Annotated in this window: 5 protein-coding genes and 2 pseudogenes; 4 read left to right on the forward strand and 3 right to left on the reverse strand. The window is 43.5% G+C overall.

Annotated features, from left to right (window positions below; all coding sequences use genetic code 11):
• On the reverse strand, positions 1 to 546 hold a 546-nt coding region (locus L2755_RS21595), incomplete at its 3' end, for a glycoside hydrolase family protein (RefSeq protein WP_487250734.1).
• A 475-nt stretch (positions 547 to 1021) separates the two neighbouring features.
• Between L2755_RS21595 and L2755_RS21600 the strand changes: the two genes are divergently transcribed.
• The 4 genes and pseudogenes from L2755_RS21600 to L2755_RS22475 form a co-directional block, all read left to right on the forward strand.
• Complete coding sequence (locus tag L2755_RS21600) at positions 1022 to 1258, forward strand: hypothetical protein (RefSeq protein WP_248982706.1); 237 nt, start codon at positions 1022 to 1024, stop codon at positions 1256 to 1258.
• Positions 1259 to 1360: 102 nt separating this feature from the next.
• A complete protein-coding gene (locus L2755_RS21605; RefSeq protein ID WP_248982707.1) occupies positions 1361 to 1540 on the forward strand; it encodes a hypothetical protein in 180 nt (59 codons plus the stop codon).
• Positions 1541 to 1863: 323 nt separating this feature from the next.
• On the forward strand, positions 1864 to 2088 hold the full coding sequence (locus L2755_RS22470; protein ID WP_487250735.1) for a transposase family protein: 225 nt from the start codon (positions 1864 to 1866) through the stop codon (positions 2086 to 2088).
• A gap of 41 nt (positions 2089 to 2129) precedes the next feature.
• Positions 2130 to 2605, forward strand: a pseudogene (locus tag L2755_RS22475) (hypothetical protein); the annotation flags it as partial.
• 261 nt (positions 2606 to 2866) lie between these two features.
• Here the strand turns inward: L2755_RS22475 and L2755_RS21615 are convergent.
• The gene (locus L2755_RS21615) at positions 2867 to 6031 is read right to left on the reverse strand and encodes a lantibiotic dehydratase (protein ID WP_248982708.1); all 3165 of its coding nucleotides are present in this window, start codon (positions 6029 to 6031) and stop codon (positions 2867 to 2869) included.
• Positions 6032 to 6041: 10 nt separating this feature from the next.
• Positions 6042 to 6252 (reverse strand): annotated as a pseudogene (locus L2755_RS21620) (lantibiotic biosynthesis protein); the annotation flags it as partial.

The raw sequence follows: 6252 nt of genomic DNA on the forward strand, positions 1-6252 counted from the left end.
AGGCCAAGATAGCTGTTGTTCATTTACCTGTATGGCCAACGCTTCGTAGTGGGTGATAATTTTTTCATATAGGCGCGGATCACTAGAGCGTTTTAGTCGCCTAGCGGCATAGGCCGCAACACCCGCCAATCCCAGTACATATTCAAGCTCACCCTGCCACTGCGGCGTACTCACGGCGGTAATCAATAGCTCGTCCAAGGTGTTGCAAAACTCGATATCATAGTCATCACCCTGTTGTTGATTGAGAAATTCAAGCGTCCAGCCTATGCCACTAACACCAACACTGATCCCGAACGGTAACTCTTGGGTTGATAGGGCCGCTATAAGTTTGTCGATATCAGTATTGATAAGCTGTTCTATTTTGGGACTGTTGCAGTCAACAACCTTTTCTACCAAATACAGATACGGTATTTCACCAGTTCGCCCACCTAAGAAACCATAATTAATATTCGCGGTATTAATGATGTTTTCAATAAAACTGTGATGAATAACTTTGATGTTTTTTTCTTGCGATAAAGATAATTTAAGGGGAGCGATATATGGCATAAGCCGCAGAGTTCTTTATTGTTATAAATGTTGATAAATATCATACAAGCTAAGTGATGACACGCAATAGCTTACCTTTCGATGGAGATGAATCGTTTTCAACATGGCGATGTAAATGAGTACTAAATTGGTATTTTATAATCAAATATAAATGAGTAGATTAATGATCAGTGCAGCAGGTTGTTAAATATATGACCTCTAATACGGACAATTAACAGTGTAACCAGAGTCTAAACGCTCGTTTTTTTGAATCAGTATGAGTAATTTATAAATACAAATTACATTGCATTGCGACACCCGCATCTTAACCACAACAGCTACCGACATGTAGGTTAACACTTCAGTAGTGTGGTGAATGTATGACGACAGTTAGGTAGGCGTAATTCAATAAACGCTTCCTAATAATATGATCTGAGCTTAGATATCAGTTTGTTACTGAATTAATTATTAACAACAGCAATAATAGGAACTACAAATGAAATTATCATTAAAGAAAAATAAATTAAAAAACCTAACCAAAGACAACGCGATTCTACCCAATGACGCGACCGCACAAATAGCCGGAGCGGGGCGTGCAGCTCCCGATACTGATACTATTCCTAACTCAGAAAGATGTTGCGGTGTTACTCAGGCACAGTATAGCTGTGCTCAGCAGCAAGATCCCAAAGCAAGAGATGGCGGTGCTGCTGGCCTAGGTCTCTGCGCTTACTAATGGGGTGATTAGCTATCATTACCCTCTGTTTATGATAGCTATTTCCTATTATTTAGATGGGACATTTTTTATAAAAAACCATAAATAAAAAGGAAATATAAAATGAAATTAGTACTTAAAAAGAAAGCACTTAAAATTTTGTCAGCTGACAATAAGACTCTGCCAGAGCTATTGACCCCTAACGTTGGCGGAGGAAAGCCAAAGGAGTCATTTGTTTGCCATTCATGTATTGCTTACCATTGCGATACTGGTATTTTAACTACAAATAAAGCAGAATTTTAAGTAGGTGTTACAACGGCTCAATAATAGAGTTGTTCTAGTTCTATTAGTTTGATCTTTTATAAATTGAGACTGTATTGTTATTTATCCATGGAGATATTGAAAGTGTTCTCAACAGCCTGATAGTCCTACAGGACGTGTAGGGAATACAGCATAATTTATTAGTAAAATATTACTCTTCTGCTTATTGCAGGGCTGACGCATGATCACAATCTGAGCAAATTGATCGTACATCGATCAGTTGAATGTGCGGATCAGCATTGTTTGTTGTCAGCCTATCTTTAGACCTGTATATAGTAGAGATCTTAACCAACCCGTGCTTACTTATGTCCCCAAAACCCTTGATTGAATACCTCGATTCCTTAGAAGACCGACGTCTTGAGTCTAAGTGCTCCCATGTTCTCTCAGAAGTTGTGTTCATGGCTATATGGGCCATGATGTGTGGGTTTGATACATGGACTGAGATCACTCTGTCCCGTTCAGGATCGGGAAAAATGGTTCAAGAAATTCTTTTCTTCGCCATGTGGTATTCCATCCCACGACACCTTTAACCGTGTGTTTGCCATTTTTCCCCCCAGAGAGTCTTAAATCAATCTTCCAAGAGTGGGTTCAGGACATCATCGGCAATGAAAAGGTCGCTGGCCAATTGGCGATTGATGGCAAGGCACTTCGTGGTGCAGGCAAAGGACGTGGTAATGAAACGATCCACATGGTTAACGCTTGGTCTACGGATCTGGGCATGTGCATTGGCCAACAAAAGATAGAGGATAAGTCGAACGAAATTACAGCTATTCCCAAGCTGCATGGACGAAAGGAACGTCGACGCTGCAGGGTCATAGCCGTTGATGACAGTTTGCCACTTTGTCAGAAATGGAAAGCAAAAATCGTCATCGCAGTGCAAGCCGAATGACTATAAAGAATAAAACCAGTGATTATGTTCGCTATTATATCAGCAGCCGAGAACTTGAGGCTACCGCAGCACTTAAGGCGACGAGAATGCACTGGTCGGTAGAGAACTACCTGCATTGGATCTTAGACGTAGTATTTAAGGAAGAGCAACTCCAAGCCAGAGCAGGATTAGCGGGCGAAAAATTAGCCGTCATCCGTCAATGGATATTAAACATGTTGAAGCAAAATAAATCACGATCACTGAGCATGGCTAACAAGAGCAGGCTCTGCTGTCTAAATGAGGATTACCTGTTTGAAAGCATGGCGTTATTCAACAAATAGACGTTGATGCGTTAGCCCTGGGGTGGTAGTCCGTCGTCAGAGGGCGAGTATCGAGCGAGGCCAGCAGCGTGTATGGTCACTCTGCTGGCCACTGACTAGCTAGCGATTGTTTTTATTTCTTTGAATTTTGGAGAAATAGAAGCGTCGCGTAAAATCATGGACGACCAACTCCTGCTCCCTATTGTAGGCCTTAAATACTCGGTTGTTGTGCATATGCAGTAGCGAGTTGATCAAGGTGTCGAAACTGCAAGTAAGCCTACTCTCTTTTTGTAGCAGCTTAATATTTGCAATAATGGGGTCAGCGATCACTTGCCACTGTTGTAATAACTTGTGCAGCTCAAGCTGACTAGACGACAGTGCGATTTCAGCTACCGCTAACGAGTTACCCAGTTTGGCCATGTCATCTTCAAGCTGTTGCTGCTTCTCCCTAAAGCGGTTTCCCAGTTGTTTTCTCAGCATAGCGCTTTCATTGAACTCGGAGCCAAAGCCTGTGCGTAATCGCGTTAGTAGACTCAAAGTATCATCGTCACTGTAGTCAAATATATTGAATAATTTATTGCAGCTGAGCGTCGCGAGTCGCCAGCGCATGTCTTCGCCATGCTCATCAATTTGCTGCAACATTGCCGCAATGAGTTGGCTATCAGCCATGAAAAGCGCTTCGACTAGCTCCATAGCATCTGGACCGCCATAACGCTCAACTTCACGCTCATAGGTCGACACTTCAACTCTATGTAGTTGATTTGCAGCCAGCATAGGTTCAAACACACTATTTAATAGGGGCAGCAGTTGCCCGTAGAGCTTTTCTGGGGAGCCCTGGAATCTGAGCCTGATATGCCAGTCGGGATCACCATAACGGATAAAGAACCATTTATTGAACAGTTCTGCATGCTGCTCAATCAGGGGTAATAGCTGTTCGCTAAGCAGGTTTTCCACTGTGGTATTGCCTGAGTATATTTTCAGACTAAGCCACTCTGAGCCGGGTGCGAATCGACGAGTAATATTTTTGGCTTCAATATTTTTTAGCGGATTTTCGTGAAAACAGGTTAGCTTAGTCGCTTGCTCATTGAAAAAAGGGATAATAATTTCGCTATTATAGTGTTGACCTTGTGCATTACTGACCACAGGCGTCAGCGATTGGCTGAGGACCTCTTTTAGCGGAACATGCTTTAAGCCCTTGGATTCAGACAGTAAGATAGCCAGCATGGCGGGGTTGCTGAGATCCAGTTGTAGTACGTGGTCGCTAACCGCGAATAACACCCAGTTTTCGAGCCTATATTTCTGTTGCAGCTTGCGCCATTGTTTATCGTTGATCTGCTCGGCTTGATATAATTTCTCTAAATCTTCTCGTGGTATTAGCCATGATTTCTCAGCCAAAATAAGATTATCTAACATTATACGGGGACAAAATACTGCATTATCGAGACTGGTGGGCTTCGAAAACCGGGGCAAGGACATAGACTGGTTTTGCAACATAGACAAGAATTTATAGGCACTAAGACTTCTATCGGAATAGTTATGTGCACATGAGAGCCTTGGCACCACTTGTTTATTTAATTTTTTGGACCATAGCTTAACTTCGTCATTTTCGACCCAGACATACAGATCAGATAAGGTTATTTGCTTATCTTCATCAAGTGATGAGTCCGCCATAAAGGTGATTTCGTAGTCACGTAGATGAGGCCTGGCGATGACATTACCAGGGCGCCCCTCTGGGACGTGAGCAATTTCGGCGAATATCACCTCTGGGCTGTGGTGCTCTTCCTGCTTTAAATGCGCTATCACTTTAGTCTTCAGCGTCTCATCGAGATGACAAAAACGCCCCAATAGATTTGCTGCCGATGGCCCGTAGCAACCATTATATTTTAGTAGTATTTTACCATTTTGATCGTAATAGCCGCTGACCATCGCCGCGAATGATGCGGGCAAACTCCTATCTTCTTTAAGCGTCTTTATTTGCTTTTTTAGATTAGTCGCAGATATAGATAGTGTGTCTATCGTACTCATATTTGGTGTTGAATATGTTCGCTCTATCTCAAGTTCCAATAGCGTGCTAGCGGCCTCTGTTTGGCTGCGATTATTCTGTCTACCCAGATTTATCCCGGCAATTAGAGGCGCTTCGTAACCGGTTTCAGCTGAGAAACCTATACCTGACTCTTCGTCGAGTAGCAGATCCAGCGGTACAAATTGACCTTCAAAGCGTTGATTGAATTTCTGAATAAAATCTCTAAATGGTGAGTAGGGTCGCTGGTGACTCTTATGCAGCAAACTTAAATGTTCCGCTAGTGTATCAATCTCCGCTTGTGACAGTTCACATGAACTGAATTGGCGCATTATGTCAGTCTGAAACAATTTTCCTTCGTCTGGCTTGACTAATTCGTTGCTCAAAGAGCGGGTTACTGCTTGGTATTCCTTGATCGATACCGTCGATTTTTGGTCAAAACCCTGTAGATGAAACAGTCCAGTGGCTAGTTGATCGGCATATTCAGCCTTATCAATAGCATTAAAGGTATCCATAAGGCAGCTATCCGGCGAATCGCCAGTGAGTGGCAGTGGTAACTTGGGCACCAATATCGATTCGGTAATTAATTGCTCCACATAGGGCTCAATGTCCACTGTTGTCGCGGCCGGGTGAGCCAATTGAAACTGCTCGACTAAGGTTGAAAAGCTAATGCCCTGGGTCGACAATTTTAGTGCGGTCAAGAAGTATTCGTCAGCTGCTATCGCGGATAGGCGGTACTGTTGAACATCGTTAGATTGATAAGATTCGATATAGCGGCACTGCTCTGCGACGAAGTAGTGTGAGCTATTGGGGTAGTAGCGCATCGCATCATCACGTATTGCTAGCGAGGCTACTTTTGATTTTAACGCACCAAGATAAAACATATCCAGCCGTGTCTTGCGGCTATCTTGCAGGTAGTGCTCAGTTACGATGCGGCTATCCTGGGTTACCTTGCCCAGCGCGACGCCTGAAAATAGCCCAAAAGGCGTGGGACGGGAACTCATGCGGATCAAGTATTTTATTAGCGATTGTTCCGTTTTCTTCGCTTGTTTGCTATCCGGCTTTTCTCGCCATTGCGGCAGACTATCGATTAAGGCTGGACTGGCTAAATACAAGGCTTCTTGTATGCCAGCCATATCTAGCCAAGTGTTAAGCTGTACTCGCATTTCATCTCGGATAATTGAAATTTTGCTGAGCTCTTCAAGGGGCAAGCGTGGCGCTCGGATCACAAAAAAGCTTTCATTTTTAGCTAAGGGCTTGGTCATCACTAATCCTTTACGTCAATAGCAGGCTGTCAGCCCAATCAGCATTGCCTGTGGTGGCGGTAATTAAAGCCAAACCGATACCGGCATAACCGGTAAGAAACCCAGTATCTTGTTCATATTGCTTAGATATTCCAGAATAGGCATTTAGCCCGGCAAGGCCGCTTTCTGTGAATCGTTGTAGGGTGAAATCTAACCAGCGCAGTGCCGCTTGCTCAAGCTCT

The organism is Shewanella abyssi, from assembly GCF_023284025.1.
Classification (GTDB): domain Bacteria; phylum Pseudomonadota; class Gammaproteobacteria; order Enterobacterales; family Shewanellaceae; genus Shewanella; species Shewanella abyssi.